Source organism: Candidatus Zixiibacteriota bacterium (assembly GCA_016933955.1).
GTDB lineage: Bacteria > Zixibacteria > MSB-5A5 > GN15 > PGXB01 > JAFGTT01.
This window is the reverse complement of sequence record JAFGTT010000009.1, coordinates 70570-91555: the sequence shown is the minus strand read 5'-3', so window position 1 is coordinate 91555 and position 20986 is coordinate 70570. Positions and strand designations below refer to the sequence as shown.

16 protein-coding genes are annotated in these 20986 nt (G+C 49.5%); 3 read left to right on the top strand and 13 right to left on the bottom strand.

Translation table 11 applies throughout. The annotated features are described in order from the left end of the window. Positions 1-2: 2 nt before the first annotated feature. Positions 3-5489 (bottom strand): alpha-2-macroglobulin family protein, encoded by a 5487-nt coding sequence (locus JXQ28_02560; protein MBN2276607.1) that lies wholly within the window; start codon positions 5487-5489, stop codon positions 3-5. A 425-nt stretch (positions 5490-5914) separates the two neighbouring features. Between JXQ28_02560 and JXQ28_02555 the strand changes: the two genes are divergently transcribed. After that, positions 5915-6259, top strand: coding sequence for a hypothetical protein (locus JXQ28_02555; GenBank protein ID MBN2276606.1), 345 nt, complete (start codon positions 5915-5917; stop codon positions 6257-6259). A 33-nt stretch (positions 6260-6292) separates the two neighbouring features. On the opposite strand, the gene JXQ28_02550 is transcribed toward JXQ28_02555, so the two are convergent. From JXQ28_02550 to JXQ28_02510, 9 genes are all read right to left on the bottom strand, one after another. Beyond that, positions 6293-7135, bottom strand: a complete 843-nt coding sequence (locus tag JXQ28_02550; protein ID MBN2276605.1) for a GTP cyclohydrolase I FolE2 — start codon at positions 7133-7135, stop codon at positions 6293-6295. Between the two features lie 14 nt (positions 7136-7149). Continuing rightward, positions 7150-7557: a 6-carboxytetrahydropterin synthase gene (locus tag JXQ28_02545; protein MBN2276604.1), complete on the bottom strand. Its 408-nt coding sequence runs from the start codon at positions 7555-7557 to the stop codon at positions 7150-7152. A 27-nt stretch (positions 7558-7584) separates the two neighbouring features. Then, positions 7585-8466: a CDP-alcohol phosphatidyltransferase family protein gene (locus JXQ28_02540; GenBank protein MBN2276603.1), complete on the bottom strand. Its 882-nt coding sequence runs from the start codon at positions 8464-8466 to the stop codon at positions 7585-7587. After that, positions 8463-9191 (bottom strand): SDR family oxidoreductase, encoded by a 729-nt coding sequence (locus tag JXQ28_02535; protein MBN2276602.1) that lies wholly within the window; start codon positions 9189-9191, stop codon positions 8463-8465. Before JXQ28_02535 ends, JXQ28_02540 begins: the two co-directional genes overlap by 4 nt. Before the next feature lie 91 nt (positions 9192-9282). Further along, positions 9283-9663, bottom strand: coding sequence for a 4a-hydroxytetrahydrobiopterin dehydratase (locus tag JXQ28_02530; GenBank protein MBN2276601.1), 381 nt, complete (start codon positions 9661-9663; stop codon positions 9283-9285). 174 nt (positions 9664-9837) lie between these two features. Then, positions 9838-10545 carry a hypothetical protein gene (locus tag JXQ28_02525; GenBank protein ID MBN2276600.1) on the bottom strand — a complete coding sequence of 236 codons (708 nt, stop codon included), beginning with the start codon at positions 10543-10545 and terminating at the stop codon, positions 9838-9840. After that, entirely contained in the window at positions 10520-11398 is an 879-nt protein-coding gene (locus JXQ28_02520) for a hypothetical protein (GenBank protein MBN2276599.1), read from the bottom strand. The genes JXQ28_02525 and JXQ28_02520 overlap by 26 nt, the downstream gene beginning before the upstream one ends. 110 nt (positions 11399-11508) lie before the next feature. Next, positions 11509-13023, bottom strand: coding sequence for a NapC/NirT family cytochrome c (locus JXQ28_02515; GenBank protein MBN2276598.1), 1515 nt, complete (start codon positions 13021-13023; stop codon positions 11509-11511). After that, positions 13023-14360 carry a hydroxylamine oxidoreductase gene (locus JXQ28_02510; GenBank protein ID MBN2276597.1) on the bottom strand — a complete coding sequence of 446 codons (1338 nt, stop codon included), beginning with the start codon at positions 14358-14360 and terminating at the stop codon, positions 13023-13025. Before JXQ28_02510 ends, JXQ28_02515 begins: the two co-directional genes overlap by 1 nt. A gap of 189 nt (positions 14361-14549) precedes the next feature. On the opposite strand from JXQ28_02510, the gene JXQ28_02505 reads away from it, so the two are divergent. Together JXQ28_02505 and JXQ28_02500 are read left to right on the top strand one after the other, a co-directional pair. Then, entirely contained in the window at positions 14550-15026 is a 477-nt protein-coding gene (locus tag JXQ28_02505; protein MBN2276596.1) for a small multi-drug export protein, read from the top strand. Positions 15027-15268: 242 nt separating this feature from the next. After that, positions 15269-17338 (top strand): S9 family peptidase, encoded by a 2070-nt coding sequence (locus tag JXQ28_02500; GenBank protein MBN2276595.1) that lies wholly within the window; start codon positions 15269-15271, stop codon positions 17336-17338. Between the two features lie 56 nt (positions 17339-17394). On the opposite strand, the gene JXQ28_02495 is transcribed toward JXQ28_02500, so the two are convergent. Genes JXQ28_02495 through JXQ28_02485 form a run of 3 tightly spaced genes read right to left on the bottom strand, consistent with a single transcriptional unit; the run spans position 17395 to position 20985 of the window. Beyond that, entirely contained in the window at positions 17395-18702 is a 1308-nt protein-coding gene (locus tag JXQ28_02495; GenBank protein ID MBN2276594.1) for an alanine racemase, read from the bottom strand. Further along, complete coding sequence (locus tag JXQ28_02490; GenBank protein ID MBN2276593.1) at positions 18681-19991, bottom strand: ATP-grasp domain-containing protein; 1311 nt, start codon at positions 19989-19991, stop codon at positions 18681-18683. Before JXQ28_02490 ends, JXQ28_02495 begins: the two co-directional genes overlap by 22 nt. Further along, positions 19984-20985: a GNAT family N-acetyltransferase gene (locus JXQ28_02485; GenBank protein ID MBN2276592.1), complete on the bottom strand. Its 1002-nt coding sequence runs from the start codon at positions 20983-20985 to the stop codon at positions 19984-19986. Before JXQ28_02485 ends, JXQ28_02490 begins: the two co-directional genes overlap by 8 nt. Between the last annotated feature and the right edge of the window lies 1 nt (position 20986).

The window sequence follows — 20986 nt, the reverse complement described above, 5'->3', positions numbered from 1 at the left end:
CTCTATGGTTCTTTTCTTTCGATAATATTCAGGATACCCGATGAGGCCGATCCGGCGATAACCGGGTTGTACATGCACTCGGCGGCTACCGGTGGAATTTTGAACTCTCCGATGGCGATGGCCCTCAGGCTGTAATAGATGTCAAGCGGTCGTTTTGGCCAGAGATGCGCAAAAATCAGCAAGCGGTCATCGCGTATGTCCTGATAATCTATTTTAAGATCGCTTCGGGGAATCCAGTTCATACGTGGAGTGGTTATAAGTCTTGGATTTTCAATCTCCAATCCGGCCGGAAGGAGGTCGTTGATAACCACATTGTCCAGATCGCGATCGACCGCCTCGACCCGAATATGAGCAATCACCTGTGTCCCGATCTCAACCGCCTTCAAGTCGAGCGGAGTCCCGTCGGCTCCCAGATATTCTCTGTTCACTGTGATTCCCCGGGTAAACTCATCAGGAGCATTGGATACCGGTACCCCGCTGGCCTGCCAGTAGTAAAAACAGGTCCCGGCCCCGGAAATATCGATATTGACCGCTTTTCCGCCCGGATCCTTCCGTTCCAGTTTAAAGTCATCGGTTCCGAAGGAGTAACTCGAATCGCCTGCAATTTCAAGGGTTCCTGTGAAATTACTTTCTTCCCGTCCCCGTAAATATTTCCCCAGGGCCATCAGGGCATATGCCGTTTCCTGAGTGGTATACCATCGTCCCAGCCGGGCCTTTTCGATCAGGTCTTTGGCCAGGACGGCGCAGGAGGGATTCTCCGGATCGATAGTGTTCAGGACCTCAAGTAAAATAGCGGTACTGCGGACACCGGAACAAAAATTGCCCCCCGTTTCTGGTTCATAATTTTCCGGTTGGATATTGGTTGGGAGCAGACTGGCAGCTGTCTCGCGATCATCGGCCAGGGCCAGCACCCCGGCCAGCTGGAACCGCGAATCGACCGTCAGATCCTGGGTCGGAAGTCCTCTGACATAATTGACCGCCTTTTTGTCGATTTCTCCGGCCTGAGCAAGAACATAAGCGGCGTAAATGCGGCAGGGGATACCGATCTCATCGCCCGGAAATCTCTGCCCGCGGGTATATATTTTTAAATTACTGATCAATTTCCGGCGGATTTTCGGATCGACATAAAAACCGGCTTTATCAGCCTCGAGAATAAAATGAGAAGCATAGATCGAGGCCCAGTGATTGACCGGACCATCGCCCGGCCAGAAAGAAAACAACCCGTCGGGGCGCATCATTCCTTTCAGTTTGATTAAACCTTCCCGGATAAAATAATCCGGGCCGCCGGTGCTGAATACTTCCGGTTGAACAAATCGGGCCAGATCATTAAAATAGAGCAGAGGAAATAATCCTGAGGTAGTCTGTTCCAGACAGCCATAGGGGTATTGCACCAGGTAATTGATATTGCGGGTAAACTGCGCCGCGGCCAGAGACGAGGTGTGAATGCTGTACTGCCCGGTTTCCGCAATCCATTCATCCGGCAAAACAAAACTGGCCGTCATCTCCTGATTAATGGCTCCCGAACCGAAGCGGGTGACAAGCGGCTGAGTCGGTCGATTGGCCAGTTCGAAATTGATCTCGGAGTGTTCCAGTCCATCGGCGGCATGAACCCGGCACTTGATAAGACCCGGAGTCAGTCCGGCTTTCAACCGGAAAACCACCCGACCCTCGCTGTTGCTGCTCAAGCTGACATTCTGCACGGCCGGTGATATAATCCCGATCGGTCCCTGGCAGTCCAGTTGCACCGAGATATCCGCCGTCCATCCGGAATTATTGAACAGGGTTATCAGGCCATCGAATTCATCATTGGGACTGATAAACCGGGGAAAACTTTCTTGCAGGACAATATTGTCCCGGACAATTATTTCATCAGTGACCGAACCGTACAGGTTTTCCCTTACAGCCAAAGCCATAATGACCAGCTTGCCGTTAAATTCCGGAATCCCAAAATTAACCACCGCGCGGCCGGATTCATCGGTTTCCACAATTCCCGACCAGAGCGCCACTGGTTTGACCCGACGGGCGGTAATCGGATTGAGATGCCGCTTACGGGCGGCCTCGAAAAGGTCGACTCCTCCCGATGGACTGAGATGACTGGCGGCCCGTTCGATCTCGGGATAAATAAAGGAATAGATATCGTACGGCCTGAGGGACAGCTTCCGTTTGCCATAAAAAAACTCCAGCGGATCGGGCGTACGGTAATCAGTCAACTGCAGTATCCCGGCATCCACCGCCGCTACCGTCACTTTAGTCCTGCCCGGTCTGGCAACCTGCAATTCAATCTTAAGATCATTTCTGGGTTTGATCACTTCGGGAGCGGTAATAGAAACCTTTAACCCCATTTCAGTCATATCCAGCATGATTGGTGCCACCCCGAATGCCCGGGACGGTGACATTGGATCGATCTCGCCCGCCTTCTTTATAACCGTCGCGGTAATATAGGCATTGGGAAAGAAATCCTTTCTAACCGGGATATTTATCTCCGCAGTATTCTCCGCCATATCATAGGTGATAAACTCAATTACCCGGTCTTTTTCGATCGTAACCAGAAGCTTTCCTCCGAACGGCGACCTGATCTGCACAATAGCATTGTCCCCGGGAGGGTACGATTTCCGGTCCAGGTCGATCTCGATCCGATCCGGTTTATCCATCGACCACGGTGCATATCCCCACCCGGAAGCATAAAATAAGACCGCCGCCTTGTGTCCGCCCTTGCAGTCGACCGCCTCGATCAGGTAACTGCCATTCTGCGGCGGAACGAACCAGGCCGATAGTCCCGAATCGGGCAGAGCCTGACGGAGCGAATCCTGGATAATCAATTTTCTTTCGGAAATATAGCGGTAACGGCCGTTGTCGTCTTTTCGGAGAATGGAATTGTACACCACCCGGTAGAAATTAATATCAGTCTCGGCCAGCGAGGTTGCCGTTCCGTCAGAATTAATTATGGCCAGGCTAAACCGGCAGGAATCCCCGGGTTTAACAAAACTCTCAAAATCCTTCCTGATACCGAGATATCTCGGGTAAGGATGAATCGTAATATCGGTATAGGCGCTAACCGCTCGTCCGCCCTGCTCGGAAACCGTGGCGGAAATCAACCCTTTCAGTGCCGAGCCGGGCCGATAACCTTCCGGGATAGAGGATTTGAAAGTATAATAACCGCTATCGTCCAGATGATTTTCAGGCAGATCGATCTCGACTCGCGAGAATTCGACATTGTAATCGTCAAAGGTATAATCCTCATAACCGGCCGGAGCAAACGGTTGGGCTTCGATAGTAATGTGGGCCGAAACATTATGTCCCGCCGCCGCCGGCCCGAAAAGAAATTTGCCGGTTACGTCAATCGGCACGGTGCGACCTGCCTGGTATTCCTTCTCCGGCGTTGTCACCGTCGTTTTTATCCGATCAGGCATGAATTCCTCGACCTGAAACGATGTCCGGCCGATTTCCATATCTTCGCCGATACGGGCCACCGCCCGGTAAACACCGGTCCGCGCAAAATCAGGTATTTCCAGATCGACCGCCGTCATAGATGAACCGCCGGTACTCACCCGGAAACTCTGGAAATCCCTTCCTCCCGGTTCGGTGATATTGATGAAATAAGGGAATTCATCGGGCACTGTACCGCCGACGCCCCGCACCAGTGAAACAATATGAGCCGTGTCGCCTGGCCGATAGACACCCCGATCAAGATAGATAAATGACTCATATCCGGAGACCAATTCCGGCCGGCCTCGCACATCGAAATCGCTGGTCGGTAACAGACAATCATCGAACTTCAGGAAGCATAAATCACCATTGTAAGTGACAATTATCAAATAGGGATCATAACCCTCGATTTTTTCGGCGATGTCGTTGAAAACAACCAGCCCCCGTGAATCGGTCTGACCGGTCAGAAGAACCTGGTTATTCCGACTCATCAGGGTAACCGAGGCTTTGGCCAGGGGGGCGGTTTCCGAGAGAGAATTGGCCCAAACCATCAGATAATTGTCCGACTGCCGGGCCATAAGGCCGATATCGGTTTTCATCACCAGACGGCTGTCCTGTCTCCAGCGGTTGCTTTTTATACGGGCCGATACCTTGAAAATACCGCGAACCGTATCCGGAATTATCCCACCGATATCAATCGTGGTCCTGATGGGCTGATTTAGCTCACCTTCCAGGGTTTTATCTATTGAAAAGAAGTTTTTGCCCAGAATACTCAGGTTGGCACGATTATAATATCCACCGGAAAAACCATACCCCGATGAAAGAGCATACAGAATATTATTGACAAAGACCTGTTCCACCTCGACCAGTAGCGTATCGACATTGATGGTTTCGACCTCCAGCAATCCGGCCCCCTGACGGGGCAGATACATGCCCGGCGAGGTAAACTCGATCGATGGCGGCAGATCCGGGATAGTTATGATTGAGGAAAATTTAGTTTCCAAAAATGACCCGGATATTGATGGTAATCCCTCGGACAGGGTAACAGTGTAAGTCCGGCCGGGCTCGAAATCCCCGCTAAGTTGCATCCAGTTGCGATTGGCCCGGGCGGTGAAATCAAATTCGGGGGATACCGAAATAAAACTCCGTACCGTCTCATCATTGATCCCATCAGACAGAAAAATCTGAATACCGCCTTTCTTTCCCTCGATCAAAGGTCGGGCGCTTTTCACGATAAGACGTTTCTTGGATTCGAGATATAGAGATTGCCGGTATTCGGTTTCGAGCCCCTGTCCGCAGGTGAAACATGGCAATCCACTGGCGATAGTCAGGATATATTCCTGCCGCCTATCCGTTACTTCGAGCTCTTCGGTTTCAATGGTAACATTGGCGGCATACGTCCGGCGGGCCTCCTCAACTTCGGTCTCAGTCATATCCATGCTGTAATCGCTGATGGTGAAGGCGAGATGGTTTTTCGACGATCCTTCACCGCCATCGATACCCAATTTCATCTTCAACTGTTCAAGATCGACCCGGTAATTAAACCATAGATTAATGCCCAGCCGAACACGGCCGGGAATATCCGGAGCGTACAGGGGATGATAATCCATGGAGATTATGGTAAGGGGCCCGGTGACCAGCCGGAAGGTTCGTTTCTCATTGATTCTGTTGCCATTGTAATAGGTTTTTTTTGATTTGACCCGGATTTTATACTCGCTGGCCGGATTCAGTTCATTATCCGGGTAAAAACGGAGAATATCCTGCTCGATCCAGCGGGCCACCCCCGAAACCGGCGGATCGAACTCCAGCGGCGGATCGAGCACCGGCTGATCAAGACTGTCTTTGGGAACCATGTCCCGGCTGAATTTGACCGTTATATTGGTGGCCGGATCGATTTCGCCCTGGGGCTCGAAACGGGCCACCGACACATTCAGGTCGGGACCGCTCTGAGTTCCCTCAGCCAGTAAATCAACCGCAATAACCATCCCGATGATGGATAGTATCAGAGCCGCTCCCACATAGAGCGTGCGGTGATCAAACCTAAATTGAAACAATTGTATCATTACCCCCTCCCAGAAGTAGATATGTTTGAAAAAAATGAGTGCCCTGCATCTGTTATACCAGAAGATATTTTTTCGGTTCGAAATATTTTGCTTAAGATATACCACTCCCGGAATATTTTCAACATGATAAAATTCCAATCTTTTTTATGGATACAAATAACTTTATCACTTGACATCAATTGAATTTTTATTATTTTGCACTATCGGTCCAGTGCCGATCAGCAATCAGAATCAATGTTGATCAGAAATTCTAATATTAATGAAATTTATTTCGTTGATGCATGGTCCGATTGAAACCATCCGACTTATATGTGTAAGGCCTGAAATTATCCGTCTATATTGATAAGGAGCATATTATAAAAGGAAAAGCCGTCAGGAAAGATCAAAAGGGGTGCAACCTGTTATTGGTTCAGAATGAAATTCCGATGCGGAATGCGACCAGGAGTATGCTCGACCGTCTTGAAATCGGATGCACTGCTGTTACCAGCCGGGATGAAGCCGTAACGGTTTACCATGAGTCGATCAGGGAGGCACGCCGGTTCGATGCCGTCATGATCGACCTGGATACGTTCGGGGATAACGAAGCTGAAGAGCTGATCCGCGGTTTGTGCCGAATCGATCCTTTTGCCATGGTGATTATTTCCAGCCAGACCACCCGAAATCCGCTGATGGTGGATTATCGAAATATCAACATCCATAAAAGGATTCTGAAGCCCTATACCGTTGAATCACTGGGATCGGTAATTCGAGAACTGTTGCCGAATAATTGACCGGTAATTACCAGACAGGTCTTTTTTGTAAGATCATTCGAAGCCGGCGGATATTTCTGCCGGATTTTCGACTGCGGCCAAAGACCTGTCCTCGCGCTCGGCTTTCAGGTTACGCTCGATCAGGGCATAGGCATTGTGATTGTGAATCGATTCGATATTGTCGGACTCGACCGTGAACCAGTCGATCCGATTATCGCCCGCCACCCGCTGGGTAATTCCCCGCACCACATCTTCAACAAACCGCGGGTTTTCATAGGCATGTTCGGTGACATATTTCTCGTCTTTTCGTTTCAGCAGTGAATAAATTTCGCACGAGGCTTCGTTCTCCACTATCCGTATCAATTCCTCGAGCCAGACCAGCCGGTTGGTACGGACCGAAAGAGTCACGATCGACCGCTGGTTATGAGCCCCATAATTGGATATCTCCTTGGAACACGGGCAGAGGGTGGTAATGGGAACCCTGACTGTCAGCACCAGGTCGATTTTTTCATCACCGTTACTCGAGGCCGAGATAGTACACAAATAATCGATCAAACCGCGTGACCCCGTGACCGGAGCCTCTTTTTCGATAAAATAGGGAAATGTCAATTCCAGATGGGCTTTAAGGGCATTCAGCTTTTTGCGGGCGGTCACCAGGATGGCTCCCAGATGAGTGATATCAAGCGATTGGCGGTGCTCGTTGAGGATTTCCACAAAACGGCTCATGTGGGTTCCCTTGAAATGGTGCGGGAGATCAACATAAAAATTGACATCCGCCACCGTCGCCTGCTTGACCCGGTTAGGATCCCTGACAACGACCGGTAACCGCAGATTTTTTATTCCGACTTTATCGATACTTATTCTCCGGTGATCCGGTAAATTTTGAATATCTTTCATCAATGTCCCCCTTGCTAACGGGTAACTTCAATATAATTGTTTTCCGATTCCCGAAGAGTGATCCGGTGGAGTTTACCGCCGCCCAGTTTCCGATCGAGAATTTCCCAGATCCGGTTGGCGAAATTCTCGGTGGTGGGAATCAATCCCGCCATGAAATCGACATCGCTGTTCAAGTTTTTATGATCGACCCGGGCGACTATCTCCTCCTCGATCACCCGTTTCAAATCCTTCAGGTTGATGACCATACCCGTTTCCCGGTCGATCTCACCGATAACGGTGACCTCAAGGGTATAATTATGTCCATGACCGTTGGGATTGGAGCAGGGGCCGAAAATCTCCCGGTTTTTCCCATCGCTGTATGACGGGTTGTACAAACGGTGTCCGGCGCAAAAAACCACTCTTCTGGTGATAGTTGTTTTCATAAAATTCACCTTTCGACATAATCCCGATCACTCGCCCCCGGCCGGCAAACCGACCCGGGTGCGGTAATACCTTTTACGAAGATATAACAGGAAAATAAGGTAAAGGTTCATGGGAATACCGATAAAAATCAATCCCAGCCACGGTTTCTGAAAAACGGAAAAAAGAATGATCACGAAAATATGCGTTCCAAAACAGAGCGCCGACTGCATAACCATCAGGGAACGCCGCCCGAACCGTTCCATATTATCATTCAACGGACTGCCGCGAAACATCTTTCCGTCGACCGATGCCACCAGGCGGTCCTGCCAGCCATAAACGATCAAATAGAACAGGCGCAATCCGGCCAGAAATGCCCGGGCGGAACGGTTATTGCTGAAACGGTCCAGATCGTCGCGGGATCGTTCATCGCGTCTCGACGAAAGCGTCTTGATACCGAATGTATCCAGATAAGCCAGCTGGTAATAATTGAAAAAAGAACATTGAATGAAGGTCGATAATACGGCCAGAATACCCCACGCCAGATATGCAGTCGAGATATTTTCCATCGCTCTCAGGGCAATTGCTCCTATGACCAGCGTCAGAGTAACAAAATCGCCGAGAGAGTCCAAATACCGCCCGATCAAATGGCCCCGACCGGTCAGGCGGGCCAGAGCCCCGTCGCAGGCATCAAAAACATCCTTGAAATGAAGAGCCACCGCCGCCAGAATAAAATATCCCGAATAAAACAATCCGGCCGAAACAAGGCCGCTTAAAATCGACATCAGGGTGACTATTTCGTGCGGGATTTTCAGATGATACAGCAGACGAATAACATGGCGAAAATAGAGAATCCAGAGAATGGAAATATTGAAATACCTTTTATCAGGCGGCAGTTTTTCCGATTTCTCCAGGTCCGCCATGACCATCAAACCCCGTCGGGCATCCTTGGCAGCATAATATTCTGCCCGGTCAGACGGTGAGAATCATCCCCGGCCAGGTACAGTATTTTCTCGGCCACCTGCTCCGGAGTCAGATCAGCAGTTACTCCGGGAGGAACGGCGCGACGAAACATATCGGTATCGACTCCCGAAAGTGTAAGCTGGTTGACCCGGATATTTTTTTCTTTATTCTCCAGCGCGAGAATTTCAGTCAGTCCCCAGAGCCCGTACTTACTTATATTGTAAGCTCCGAAGCCCGGAAATTTTTCGGTTCCGAAACATCCCGAATAGGACGAGATATTGACAATCGTCCCACCCGACTCGGGATCCATAAGGGGGATAATTTTCTGCGCCAGGTAAAAAGGAGCCACCAGGTTGGTTTCCAGCATCAGTCGAAACTTATCAACCGGGTATTCCCGCATCAAACCGGCCTCGAACCGGGCGGCGTTGTTGATTAAAATATCAACCCGATTGAAGCGAGAGCGAACCTGATCGATAAAACTGTCAATCCGATCCAGCTCCGCCAGATCGAAAACCTCATGATAAACATTTCTTCCCAACGAGCGGCATTGCCCGGCGATGGATTCCAGTTCGGAGTCAGTTCGGGAGACTAAAATCAAATCGGCGCCTTGACCGGCAAAAAGTGGCGCCGTGGCCCGGCCGATCCCGCGGCCGGCCCCGGTGATGAGAGCGGTTTTATTTTCAAGTTTTTTCATGACGAATATCACCGGCCCGATACAACCGGCCCATATTTTCTCCGAAGATCATCATCCTGTTATCTGAATATATTGCCCCGGCCCCGCAATTTCAAGACTTTTCCCCATCATACCATCGGGAGTCGAATATTTCATTTATTCTGGATGCAATGATGAAGTCATTTTTATGCAGACCGGAAATGGCATGGGTCCAGATGGTGAATTCAACCAGGCTGTAATGCACGCAGAAATCGGGATGATGTCCCTCGGTTTCGGCGATCTCTTCGACATCTCTCAAAAAGGCCATGACCAAGCGGAAGTTCCTGAACCTGAATGATTTTTGAAGAGCCTTGATTTGATGTCCGTCTTTCTCCATAGGTTGAACTTCCCACCCGGTCACCTGTGGCAGGAGTTCGTTGATTTCCGCATCGTTCAGGGGTGCGGCGCCTTCCTCGCACGGGATACATTTAATTTTATTGAGTTGCTCGACCATATATTATCCTTTCCAAAATTCATTCCAATTGGATTCAATAAAACTACGAAAAGAGAAGCTGCATGATTAAGATTTATAATCAGGGGAGTATGACAGGGAAATCCGGGAATTCGTAATTTATAATTTAATGTAAAAGATAGAAAAATACCTGCCGACTGGTAATGGCAATTGGTTTTATTTTAGACCGGATTGTTTCCTGTAACGGCGCCATTCCCCATAAGTCGGGGTGGTATAATAGCGGGCTTTTGTTTCGTCCTGAGGTTCCCGCTGGATCGATTCAATACCCTCGGAACGTACCCGCCCGATAAATTCAGCGATCACCAAAACCGCCTCCTGGATAATCTTACATCGTAACTCGCCGGGATTTTCGACGGTTGCCTCCGTTTTCTGCCTGATAATAATATCGCCGGCGTCAAGTCTGGAGACCATGTAGTGCAGAGTCCACCCGGCGTTTTTATAATCGCGGTTATAAAGCGCCCAGAATTCGGATTTAACCCCGCGATATTCCGGCAATAATCCCGTATGTAAGTTCAAAAAACCATTTTTCTGCCGCTTGAGAGTCTTGGGTGTAATATATGAAGTCCCGAAACCGATCAGAAGATCTTCCGGATCGAGCTGATGGCGGTTAATATTTTCTACCTCGATATGCTCCGGCAGAATCATATCCGGCAGATTTCGGGCGCCCTCGCGGGCGAACCAGAGGTTGAGCCAGTATTGAAAAACGAAATTAAGGGGGCCGACTTTCCTGAGTTTATTGACATAGAATTTATTCGATGGCCGCCCGGTTTCGATAATGATCTGATCGGGTGCGGCCAGTCGGGCGATTTCCGATGCAAAATACCGCCCGTAAATGGAATTATTGGTGACCAGGATTATTTTCATCGAAAAGGATTCCCGCCAGTTGCCGGATATTGACAAATTCGATTTCCCGGTTGTTCCGGTCCGCCATGATCTTTATATATTCGATATTTTTCTTTAAATTATCAAAACTGTACAATTTCCTTCGCCAGTCGCGAAGAGCCGAGATGATTTCATCAATATGGAAATAATTTACAAAGAATTGAGCGTGGCTGTTTTTGAAAAAATCCCGCACCAGCATTTTAAACAGCAGGGGAGTAGTACAGGTGGTCAACATCACCCGTTCGGTTCCGAACCGATGCGCCAGTAGGCGGCTTTTAAAAGTGTAAGCCGGGATCATTTTAACCCCGTGCCAGATATATGGTTCGTATGAAACATTGCCCCAGTCGTACATATCGGTCCCCCGGCGACCGTCGAATTTCATCTTTGGCAAAGGGCTGTAATCCACCCTTACCCCGGCCTCATATAGTCTCCTGATAGAAAACTCGTTCTGGAAAGTCCAGCCCATATGAACCAGGTCGGGATGATTTAGGGCCTCGGAGCCAAGCCGGATATTTTCGACAATGTTAGTTTCCGAGATATCCTGGCGATTGTGATTGTCGTAGTAATGCAGATGCCAGGCCCAGGCCGAACCATGCCGAAGAACTGTCTCCCAGATCTCCCGGTACTGCTGATAACAATAATGGGCCGAACCGTGATAATCGCGGACTTCGCTGTCGGCCCGGATATTGAATGTCCATTTGATATCAGGCAGGTCAAACAGCTTCGGGATATTTTCGATTCCCCGGAAGGTCATCTTTTCGGGGTAGGTGTCGCGGTCCGGGTCGCAATCGATCCCGATCGCCACATAGAGTTTATTTTTTTGCGTTACCGGCATCTTTAAAACGTTGCCACAATCTGTTTCATGTTTATAAACGCCACCAAGATAGCAAAATGCAGACAGAAGTCAAGAAATGTCCCTTGGTGATAAGACCTCAAAGCGACGGACTATTTTTCAGTCGTGAACCTCAGATAGGAATTGAAAAACTCATCTCTTAAGTATTTATGCATCTCGAAATTACGATCGGACGTATCCGCCGGTATCAAATAATAAAACGGGTTGGATTCATTATTGGCCAGAACCGAATGGCACAGGGCGCAATCAAAAGATATGGTTCGGCCGCTATCGTCACGGAGTTCGTCGTTGTGACATCGAAAACAACCCCCATTACCGCGATGGCCGATGTTATTTGCGTAGCTGCCCCATTTGATATTCATCCGCTCATGAATATTGCGTCTGTAAATCTCTCTTAAAACAATAATATTGGTGTCCAGAGATACCCGCCCCGATCCATATTTCTGTGGATACGCTCTGGAATAGAATCCTTCAAGATGATCCGCAATTCCTCTCAAGGCGGCCTTCTGGGTTGCATAATTACGCGTTATGGCCGTCAGCGCCTCGCGTTTAAAATACGGCCATGAAACATTAAACAATCCCAGTCTCATGCGGTCATCAAGGGCCTTTTCGGGATCTTCATAAATATGGGTTGCGCGGTTGTGACAATCGACACAATCCAGGGTCCGAATATTGCCATAACTGACCGGGGCATCTTTGAGGTTATCGTTGAAATACCGGTGATATGAACCATCGGGCCGAAGGACTCCAACCCAGATCATATCCTTCCGTTTATCATCGACCGAGGCATAGTGAACCTCGTTTGTTTCCGAAGTATGCCAGTGGATGCCGGCTTTTTTGTTTTTCAAGCCGGCATCGACTTTTAAAGCCAAAGTGGTGTAGCACGGGGTGGAATTTTCATCATGATCATATTTAAAAATTGTCTTCAGGCGGTTGCCGTAAAATTTATCCGGCCAATGGCATTTCTCACAGGTTTCCCGGGCCGGGCGAAGATTATGCACCGGCGTCGGAATGGGTCGTTCATAAAGATTGAAAGTAACCGAAATCATCTGCCAGACACCGTTTAATTTGGCATCTATGGCCGCTCCGATCCCCTCACCGACATGGCACTCGACACATCGCACTCGGGCATGAGGCGAATCCTGATAGGTGACCCACTCCGGATTCATGACACTATGGCAGGCCGTACCGCAGAAATTCGGCCGGTCCATAAAATGCAACATCTGAACACTGGCTCCGCCCATAAAAAGAATATTTATCAGGGTCAAAATGGCAATGGTGCGGAATACTCCTGATCCCGCCATTCCGGCCTGATTGGCCTCAGGGTCGAATCGTTCCGATAAAAGTTCGCGGGTCCTTCTGCCGGTTTTCTTTCTGTAAATGCGCCATCCAACAGGAATCAACAGCAGACCAATAATAAATAACGCCGGGAAAAGCAGGTAGGTTATCAGTCCGACATAAGCATTGGTTAACAGACCGACCATCCGGGCCGCCTCGAGCAGAATGAAAATGATAAACGCTGAGGTGGTCAAAATCACTCCGGCTCTTCCGCACCAGTTGACCGTCAGTCCCCGGATGAAATGAGTGAATTTATCAATAATTGTCATTACCTGTTTTCTGGGGTAAAAAACCTCTCGTAAGTTTTCTGTAATTCGCCGGATCGTATTTTGTCCTTGAGAATCGATGTGTTTTCATATAGCCAGCGATGCATCGGATCGTTTAATAACCTTTCAATAAAGGCATTGACTTCCGGGTCGTTATAAAGTTTGGCCTCCGGCAAAAACTTGAAATAGAAATGTTGTGCCACCTCATACATCCCATGCCACCAGGTGTAATCCGGTCCCATCATGGCCGCCCCATGCCTGGTCCGGCGTCCTTCATGATGCCATAACTCCCAGTAAGTCCATTCGATCTTATTGCCGAACTCAGCTGGATTCTCCAGTAGTTTGTTTTTCCTGATAAGGGCCATGATTTCCCCGGCCGGTTGGCCGAATTTCTCATCGTATAAATTAACCAGAGCATCAAACTGGTAAAAATGACCATCGATAAAGACCCGGGTATGGCAGGCGGTGCAGACGTCTTTCATATTCTTCCGTTTCACCTGCCAGTTTTCCTTATGCTTTGATACCGGCGGCCTCAGGGTCCAGGCTAATCTCTGCCCGACATCATGGGAAACACTTTGGCTGCGGGTGGCGGAGATATGGCAGGTGGCGCAGGTATTGGCCTCGAAATAATCTTCGCCGACAACCCAGCGGGCACTTGCGAGATTCATGTCCTCAATATGCGTGTAATATGCATTACCATGCTTGGATTCCTCGTATACTTCCTTCTGTGGATGATCCGGCCCGAGATGGCATTTGGAGCAGGCTTCCGGCTGACGCGCCTGGGCTTTGGAAAAAGTATGCCTCGTATGGCAAGCGTTACAGGCTCCTTTGGAACCATCGGGGTTCAGCCGCCCGATTCCGGAATTGGGCCAGTTTTTAGGCGACAGGCGATTGGGTGAATTCCGGTCAATCACGACTTTGGCGCCGTGACAGCTTTCACAACCGGCAATGGCCACCGGCTGCCCCCCGGCCACATGAGCCATATAGGCATCCTGGGAATCAAGGATCAAACCTGCTGTGGCATGGTAGGAATTGTCAACCTCCTCGGTTTCTTTCGGATGACATTTCCCGCAGTCTTTTGGAGTCACCAGAGTGGCAATCAACGCCCCCTCGTGCATAAATGCGTCGCTTTCACCATCAGCGGCTCCGTGGCAGTCCAGACAGGCCACCTTGTGAAAAGCATGGGCCGAATTGTACCATTGATTGTAAAGACCCGGCGATAACTCTTTATGACAGGTCAGACATTTCCCGGCGATATTGGAATCCACCGTTCCCGCCGCCGCCTGAAAAGCCAATGGTATTAAAAATACCACCAGTATTATCGGATAATTTCTATTCATGAATGACCTCCCCGAATCCCGGATTATCTTGTTTGAATTTCTCCCGTATAGTAGTTTAATATACCGTCTATTTATATCGCAACAGTAAAACTCACAAATAATTTTTGCCCTGTCTTTTGAACGAGCTAATGCGTATATTGGCCTAATTGATTTAATAAGAATTGATAAAGGAAATCTTCCGCGGAGATAATGAAGTTGAATATATATATTCATGCCATCATTCTTTCCCTTTTGCCGATCTCGGAACTCCGCGGCGGCATTCCCTATGCCGTCGCCAACGATATTGATCTGGTGACATCTTTCGTAATTTGCGTCCTTGCCAATATACTCGTGATTCCGATTACTTACCTTTTCCTCGAAACCCTGCATAAATTGCTTTACCGGATTCATATCTATCAGGTCGTTTTCGATAAATATATCGATCGGACCCGGCGCAAGGCCGAGCGGAATATGGAAAAATACGGTTACTGGGGAATCATGCTCTTTGTGGCTGTTCCGTTGCCGATTACCGGCGCCTATACCGGAACCATCGCGGCCTGGCTGCTGAAACTCCAGAAAAGAAAATCCCTGCTGTATTTATCGCTCGGGGTGGTCATTGCCGGTATTATTGTCAGCCTGGTAACGATAAGCGGCATGGAAATTTTCAATATTTTCCTGAAACGATAGTCTCCCCGGCCATTCGAAATCTCCCACTTTTTTGGGAACAAATCCCCATCCATCTCGTTTATATTCGCGTAACATGAATGATGCCAAAATATTACACGGATCAGCCCGATTCTCGATGGGAATTCCAATTAATCCGTTTCAAACGGCTGTCTGGCAAGTAATTTATATATCAATATGTGGGGTATAACTATATGAACAAAGTTATTGCAAAAATGATGCCGATAATTTTGATTATTGGAATTATGACAACCATCAATAGCTACACATCCTCACCGGCCCCGCCGGTTGCCAAAAAAGTAACCCATACTGTGACCGTTCTTGGGCATGAAAGATCCGATGATTATTTCTGGATGAGGGATCGGGAAAATCCCGAAGTGACGGCCTATCTGGAGGCGGAAAACGCCTACACCGACCAAATCCTAAAACATACCGAGAACCTTCAGGATAAAATATACAATGAAATTCTCGGGCGAATCAAGGAAATCGACCTGTCGGTTCCAATCAAGCTTGATGATTATTATTATTACTCCCGTACCGAAGAGGGCAAAGAGTACCGTATTTACTGCCGCAAGAAAGGCTCACTTGAGGCGGTCGAGGAAATCTTGCTCGATCTCAACCAACTGGCCGAAGGCAAGGAATTTCTGGCGTTGGGAGTTTATCGGGTAAGTCCCGATCATAAACTATTGGCTTATGCCATCGATGATGTCGGGAGCGAGCGGTACAACCTTCATATAAAAAATCTCGAAACCAGTCAGATTCTCCCGGATTATATCGAGGATATCGCCGCCAATCTGGAATGGGCCAATGACAACCGGACTTTCTTCTACACTGTCCATGATGACACCTGGCGGCCTTATAGACTTCTGCGTCATTCCCTCGGCGAGGATCCGGGCAAAGACCGAATCATTTATGAAGAACCTGACGATGGTTTCTGGCTGGGGATATCGAAATCGAAAAGCCGCAAATACCTCTTTCTCAGTTTCGGTAATAAGACCACTTCGGAGCATCGTTTTCTCGATGCCGATAATCCCCGCGGTAATTTCCGGGTGATTCATCCCCGCCAGCAGGACATGAAATACAATGTCGATCACCACGGCGACAAATTTTATATCATGACCAATGAAAACGCCAAAAATTATAAGCTGATGGTGACCCCGGTCAACCGCCCGGCCAAGAAAAACTGGAAAGAAATAATTTCCCACGATGATTCGGTTAAAATTGATGATTTTGAGCTGTTCAAAGATTACATGGTAGTCTATCTTCGGGAAAACGGTTTACAAAAAATCATGATTACCGGGTTCAACGATCATTCGGAATACACCATTGATTTCCCCGAACCCGCCTATTCGATCATCGCTCACTCTAATCCCGATTTTAACGGGCATATGCTTCGCTTTACTTATGAGTCGCTGGTGACCCCGGAATCGGTTTACGATTATGATCTGGCCACCCGGAAGCGTGAACTCAAAAAACAAACCGAGATTCCCAGCGGATATAATCCCGATGAGTACCAATCAGAGAGAATCTTCGCCCCGGCCTCCGATGGCCGGATGATTCCGATTTCTCTGGTATATAAAAAAGGAATTACCCTTGACGGCCGGAACCCACTCTACCTCTATGGCTATGGTGCCTATGGCGCCAATATGGATCCCTGGTTCTCGGTCAGCCGCATGAGTCTTCTGGATCGCGGGTTTGTCTTTGCTATTGCCCATATTCGGGGCGGGGGCGAGATGGGCCGCTACTGGTACGATGAGGGCAAGCTGTTCAACAAGAAAAACACCTTCACCGATTTTATCGCCTGCGCCGAGTATCTGATTAAAAATAAATACACTTCACGCGAGAAACTGGTTATTGCCGGGGGAAGCGCCGGAGGGATGCTGGTCGGGGCGGTGGTCAATATGAAACCGGAGTTGTTTCGGGCGGCGGTGGCCCAGGTGCCTTTTGTCGATGTTATCAATACCATGCTTGACGAAACCATTCCCCTGACGGTACTGGAATACGAGGAGTGGGGCAATCCCGGCGAAAAAGATTACTACGATTACATGAGCACCTATTCACCTTATGATAATGTCGAGGCGAAGGCCTATCCGAATATGTTGGTTCTGGCCGGCTTGAACGATACCCGGGTGCAGTACTGGGAACCGGCCAAATGGGTCGCGAAACTGCGAGCCATGAAAACCGACAACAACCGCCTGCTCCTGAAAACCAATATGGGTGCCGGCCACGGCGGTGTTTCCGGGCGGTACGAACGAATCAGGGAAACCGCTCTGGAGTACGCCTTTATCCTGGATATCCTGGGAATTAAAGACTGATTATCGGAAATATAATAATTCGTAGACCGTCGGATGCCACGCCATTCGGCGGTTTTTTATTGCTCGATAATAACCGTATCTGGAATCGGTTTGATAAATTTCTGCCGCAGGCTGTAAGTGTATGCACCTTGGGTCGGGATCAGTAAAATGTCGCCGGGATGGATATCGGAACCGAAATAAGAATAGCCCCAGACATCATGCGGGGTACACAGGGAACCGAGGACATAGCAAGGGTGTTCGTTTAATTCCGGCCGGGAGAGGTTGATAACCGGGAAGTAATCAATTTCATAACGTTCCCACCCGATTATATTCATCCCGCCATCGGTAATGACCATATCATCCGCCTTGCGATCCACCACCTGGAGCAAAATATGCATGGCATCGTTGCAGATCCAGCGCCCCGGCTCGGTGTAGATGGAACATTTCAACGATGGATAAATATGTTCCTCAATAGCGGCGGCAAGTCTTTCCGCAAAAACCCCAATCGGATTACCCGACAGGCGGTAATGATTCATATCCGGTTTCGAATTCGGGAATAAAATATCGGCCAATCGTCCCTCGGGCGTCCCGGCCGCCTGCAACCATTCACCCTGCGGCGGCCAATAACCGCCGCCGATATCGATAAACTCGATCTGTTCCCGGTAATTCTCAGGAAGAGCCTTCAATTCCTGCCCCAGCCTCTCGATGAATTTGACCTGCCCGGACGGATCAAGATTCCAGCTGGTATGAAACTGCAACCCCGCCAGTCTGACATGATGGCATTTTTCCGCCAGTTCGAAAAGCACTTCCAGCTTGGAAAGGGGAATACCGAATTTCCGCCAGAAACCGCGCTCGTCGGTGGTCAACCGGATACCGGCCCGTATTTCCCGCTCGCTTTCGGCCGTGATCTTCTCCAGCCGATTTAATTCCCCGAAACTATCCATCAGAACCGTAACTTTTTTATAATTAGCAACTCCCAACTTCAACTCTGCCTCGGTTTTGCCCGGCCCGCTGAACAAGATTCTGGCGGCTCCGGCCTCGAGAGCCAGTTTAAGTTCCTGCCCGCTGGAAACATCCAGACCCAGGCCGGCCCTGACCAGAATATTTGCTATCGATGGGTGGTTATTGCTTTTAACGGCATAATAAACCTGCAGGTCGGACAGTTTCCCGCCCATTATTTTTCTGAAATGCTCGGCTCTTTCCAAGAGAATTTTTTTCTCGATAACATAAAGCGGAGAGCCCTGCTCGCGAAAGGCTTTCAAAAAGACTTCGCGGCGATCGAGATAGGTTTTGACAAAGGCTTTGAGTTCTTCGGGATCGAAATGCGGTGTTCGGTTCCGGGCCAACTCCTCCGCCCGGACGGCTATACTGCCTGGGTCGACCATACCCGGGGCTCCAGGGTGACTTTGAGTCGGCCCGACAGGATCAGGCACTCGTTGACAAGATTATCCCAGCTTCGCGGCCGGAAAATAACATGACCCAGAATGCGGGAATCATAATCTTCGGGTGGCAATACCACTCGATGTCCTTTTCCCCATTTAAGATAACAACGTACCACCCGGCGGTCGAGGTGCAAGGCTTGGCTGTCGATTTTTCCGACCGTTCCGGCCTTCTCGGCAAACAACCGGACGCCCACCAGATGTTTCCATTCGGCCGGTTCGGGAATCCGGAGTTTTTTTCTTTCGGAAAAGTCCAGTGCCGCCCCGAGTATATCCCATCCGCAACTTTTCAAAATCAAATCAGGCAGGCAATCACCTCCAGGGCGCGGCGTCAATTCTAATATATAGATCTTGCCATCTTTGATTATAAAATCGACCATGCACATGGCTCTCTCGAGGCCAAGCCCCCTGGCGGCCTTGAGAAGCTGAAGGTGGAGCTTTTCCGTATTTAATCCCTCGGGCAATACCGCCGGGAGAATATAAGCCAGAATAGTTCCGTCCGGTTGCCCCGGATGAGGTATTTTCTCGGCGATACGGATTATATCCAGATGATCCCCGTCGATAACAAAATCACTGCTGTATTCAACGCCGGGAATAAACTCCTCAACAGCCATCACTCGCCGGACGTTTAAAACCGAGCCATCCTCGGCCCGGCCTTCACCGTACATCCGGAGATTATGATGCTCGCTCAATTTCTTCTGGGCCGTTTCAAAAGCCCGTTCGCAATCCACCGGCTGGCGGCAGATAAAAACAAGTTCGCTGCCACTCCCGGTCAACGGTTTAAGAACCACCGGGGCTTTTATTTTTTTCATGAACTGGACGGCCTCGGAGGCGCTTTTAACCAGTTCTACCCGGGGACAGGTCACTCCGGCTTTCTGCCAGACCTGCTTGGAGACATACTTGTTACGGCTGAGGTCGATGGCCTTGGTCGAGGGATAAGGTAGTTTCAATTCCCGGGCCACATACGAAGCCAAGGCCATCGATTCACAATCAAAAGAAACGATTCCGGTGATATGCAGACTAAAACGAGTCAGATGATTCTTCAGATCGGAAATAACACGCTCGAATACAGTCAGGTCAGTCAGCAGTTCAGTGGCCGGGTCCGGCGGCGGTTCCTTCGATTTGCCCCGCTCGCCGGTATCGGTAACAAACAGCGCCCGTCCGGGGTACAGCCGGTCAATAATTTCGATATAATCAATTGTGGTGCCGACCACCAGAACCCGTTTTTCAGACACCCGCGGCCCTCCTCAGACCTTCGTAATCATGCCCGTATGCCGCTTTGGCGACAGCCGCAACCGGTTCCATCTGACCCATCCCGGCCGGAACGTTGGACAACATATACAACGGCCTCGGCGACAGGTGGAAAAGACTCTTCCATGAGAAATTACCGCACAGGAAATCGGCCCGGTCGAATTGCTGTTCGCACGAATAATGCATATGGTGCAAATTGATCAGTTTGGCCACCCCGGGGAAAGCGGCATTGGTGCCGCCGGCCAGCAGGGTATAGATGCCTCTGTAAATACTGCCCATATCGACCGCCGCGATCTGATCTTCGATTATCACGGTGGTCAGACGAAGCCATCCCTTATCATTTAAAAAGTGCATCAGGCTTCGGAAACTCTCGCGGAAACGACTGTCATAAAAGTATGAATCGCTTCCGAATCGGCCTACATTAAGATCGATCAGATGATCAAAATCGGTCAGATCGTTATAACGATATCTGACCCCCCGACCTTCCAGAGCAGCCACTTCCTTCTTGATGCGTTTGACCGATTTGTGTGAAAACTGCTCGAAATAGTTATCCATATTATAACCGAAAACCGGCGGATCGAAGAGGTAGCCGATTTCATCGACTATTCTCTGGACCTTGGGCGCCGGTTCCGAGGGCAGCAGGTAGCGCAGGTGATACCGCGAACCGACCTGCTGCAGCATGGCATTGAGGACCCTGGAGTCACGGGCAATGACCCGGTTCTGCTCCAGCCACGTCTTTCCCTCCCAGGCTTCGCCGGGAAAGTAGCCGTACGATTGATGCTCCTCGATCCAGCTCAACGGTAATAAACCGACCGGGCCGGATTTGTCCTCGGCTACGACAAAGTGCAGGGGACGCTGGAAGTGCCGGTGAAAACAGGCCCGAACTTCCCAGAGGTCGGACAGATACGTGTCCGGCATCAACTGCCGCCAGACCGCCTGACATTCTTCAAAATCAGTAACAGTGCGCAGTCGGATCATG

Bases quoted from the DNA above. Each gene is read 5' to 3' on its own strand.
- JXQ28_02560 (MBN2276607.1), bottom strand. From the start codon at position 5,489: ATGATACAATTGTTTCAATTTAGGTTTGATCACCGCACGCTCTATGTG.
- JXQ28_02555 (MBN2276606.1), top strand. From the start codon at position 5,915: ATGCGGAATGCGACCAGGAGTATGCTCGACCGTCTTGAAATCGGATGC.
- JXQ28_02550 (MBN2276605.1), bottom strand. From the start codon at position 7,135: ATGAAAGATATTCAAAATTTACCGGATCACCGGAGAATAAGTATCGAT.
- JXQ28_02545 (MBN2276604.1), bottom strand. From the start codon at position 7,557: ATGAAAACAACTATCACCAGAAGAGTGGTTTTTTGCGCCGGACACCGT.
- JXQ28_02535 (MBN2276602.1), bottom strand. From the start codon at position 9,191: ATGAAAAAACTTGAAAATAAAACCGCTCTCATCACCGGGGCCGGCCGC.
- JXQ28_02530 (MBN2276601.1), bottom strand. From the start codon at position 9,663: ATGGTCGAGCAACTCAATAAAATTAAATGTATCCCGTGCGAGGAAGGC.
- JXQ28_02525 (MBN2276600.1), bottom strand. From the start codon at position 10,545: ATGAAAATAATCCTGGTCACCAATAATTCCATTTACGGGCGGTATTTT.
- JXQ28_02520 (MBN2276599.1), bottom strand. From the start codon at position 11,398: ATGCCGGTAACGCAAAAAAATAAACTCTATGTGGCGATCGGGATCGAT.
- JXQ28_02515 (MBN2276598.1), bottom strand. From the start codon at position 13,023: ATGACAATTATTGATAAATTCACTCATTTCATCCGGGGACTGACGGTC.
- JXQ28_02510 (MBN2276597.1), bottom strand. From the start codon at position 14,360: ATGAATAGAAATTATCCGATAATACTGGTGGTATTTTTAATACCATTG.
- JXQ28_02505 (MBN2276596.1), top strand. From the start codon at position 14,550: ATGAAGTTGAATATATATATTCATGCCATCATTCTTTCCCTTTTGCCG.
- JXQ28_02500 (MBN2276595.1), top strand. From the start codon at position 15,269: ATGACAACCATCAATAGCTACACATCCTCACCGGCCCCGCCGGTTGCC.
- JXQ28_02495 (MBN2276594.1), bottom strand. From the start codon at position 18,702: ATGGTCGACCCAGGCAGTATAGCCGTCCGGGCGGAGGAGTTGGCCCGG.
- JXQ28_02485 (MBN2276592.1), bottom strand. From the start codon at position 20,985: ATGATCCGACTGCGCACTGTTACTGATTTTGAAGAATGTCAGGCGGTC.